Consider the following 1620-nt stretch of genomic DNA (forward strand, 5'->3'; position numbering starts at 1 on the left):
ACCGGGTTCTGGCCGAACTGATCGGGGGAATTGGCGGCGGGGCGTTCATTGGCTGGGTCATTGACCATTTTGCCGGAACCTCGCCCTGGGGCCTGTTGGTGGTGATGTTCCTCGGAATCATCGTTGCCTTCAGAAGCATCATCAGGATGTCGGCGCAGCGCCCCGAATAGCGGGCGCTGCTTCGCATGTAGAGAAGTCGAAGAGGCAGGACGCGTGGCAGCCGAACAGGCCAAAGTCGATCCGATGCACCAGTTCTCGATCGAGCCGTTGTTCGGCACCGATCACTGGTCGATCGCAGGCTACAATATCGCCTTCACCAATTCCGCGCTGTGGATGGCCATCACCACCGTGGTGCTGCTGGTGTTCGTGCAGGGCGGGCTGAAGCGCCAGCTGGTGCCCGGCCGCTGGCAGATGGCGGTCGAAAGCATGACCGGCTTCATCGACAACCTGCTGGCCGCAAACATCGGCCCGGCGGGCAAGAAGTATGTGCCCTACATCTTCTCGCTGTTCATGTTCATCCTGTTCGCCAACGTGCTCGGCCTGCTGCCGATCGGCCTCATTGGCCTGCATCCCTTCACCTTCACCAGCCATTTCAGCGTCACCGGCGTCCTCGCGGTGATGACTTTCGCCATCGTCCTGGTCGTCGGCTTCTGGCGGCATGGCTTCCACTTCTTCTCGCTGTTCGTGCCGCATGGCACGCCGCTGTGGCTGATGTGGCTGATCCCGGTGATCGAGCTGATCTCGTTCCTCGTCCGCCCGTTCAGCCTCGCGCTGCGACTGTTCGTGGCGATGATGGCCGGCCACGTGCTGCTGAAAGTGCTTTCCGGCTTCGTCATTGCGGGCACCAATTCGGGCCTGCTGTGGGGCACGGTCGTCGGCATTCCCAGCTTCGCGCTGATGGTGGCAATCTCGGCGCTCGAAATCCTCGTCGCCGCCATCCAGGCTTATGTTTTCGCGCTGCTCACGTCGCTGTATCTCAACGACGCTGAGAACCTTCACTGATTTTTCGTTCAATCCACTGTTTACAATAAGGAGTTTTTCAAATGGATCCTCAAGCTGCAAAGCTGCTCGGTGCAGGTTTCGCCGCCATCGGTGCCGGCATGGCCGCCATCGGCGTTGGTAACGTCTTCGGCTCGTTCCTCCAGGGCGCGCTGCGCAATCCGGCTGCGGCTGATGGCCAGCAGGGCCGCCTGTTCATCGGCTTCGCCGCCGCCGAACTTCTCGGCCTGCTCGCGTTCGTCGTCGCGATGATCCTGCTGTTCGTCGCCTAACTTAACCAAGCACTCAGGGGTCGGCGAACATGCCGCAGATTAGCCAGATCGGCGAAATCTATGCATCGCAGCTGTTCTGGCTGGCGATCTTCTTCGGCGCGATTTTCGTCGTGATCGGTCTTGGCATGTTGCCCAAGATTATCGGGACGGTCGACGCGCGCGACGCGAAGATCGCCGCCGACCTCAAGAGCGCCGAGGGGGCCCGGGCGGCCGCCGACGCGCTCGAGGAAGACTATCGCGCGGCGATGGACAAGAGCCGCGCCGAAGCGGCCCAGCTCGCCGCCGAGGCCAAGGCGAGCGCCGCCAAGGCGTCCGAAGCCCGCGTCGGCGAGGCCGACAAGGCGATCGG

Annotated in this window: 3 protein-coding genes and 1 pseudogene; all 4 read left to right on the top strand. The window is 62.4% G+C overall.

From position 1 onward, the window contains the following. Positions 1 to 170: AtpZ/AtpI family protein (locus RMO89_RS00125; protein WP_310530476.1), on the top strand; the 170-nt coding region annotated here is incomplete at its 5' end. A 43-nt stretch (positions 171 to 213) separates the two neighbouring features. Beyond that, positions 214 to 1002, top strand: a complete 789-nt coding sequence (locus tag RMO89_RS00130) for a F0F1 ATP synthase subunit A (RefSeq protein WP_310530474.1) — start codon at positions 214 to 216, stop codon at positions 1000 to 1002. Positions 1003 to 1043: 41 nt separating this feature from the next. After that, positions 1044 to 1271 (top strand): F0F1 ATP synthase subunit C, encoded by a 228-nt coding sequence (locus tag RMO89_RS00135; RefSeq protein ID WP_310530475.1) that lies wholly within the window; start codon positions 1044 to 1046, stop codon positions 1269 to 1271. Positions 1272 to 1300: 29 nt separating this feature from the next. After that, positions 1301 to 1620: pseudogene (locus RMO89_RS00140) on the top strand (ATPase); the annotation flags it as partial.

Source organism: Novosphingobium sp. (assembly GCF_031424035.1).
Taxonomy (GTDB): Bacteria; Pseudomonadota; Alphaproteobacteria; order Sphingomonadales; family Sphingomonadaceae; genus Novosphingobium.

Bases quoted from the DNA above. Each gene is read 5' to 3' on its own strand.
- RMO89_RS00135 (WP_310530475.1), top strand. From the start codon at position 1,044: ATGGATCCTCAAGCTGCAAAGCTGCTCGGTGCAGGTTTCGCCGCCATC.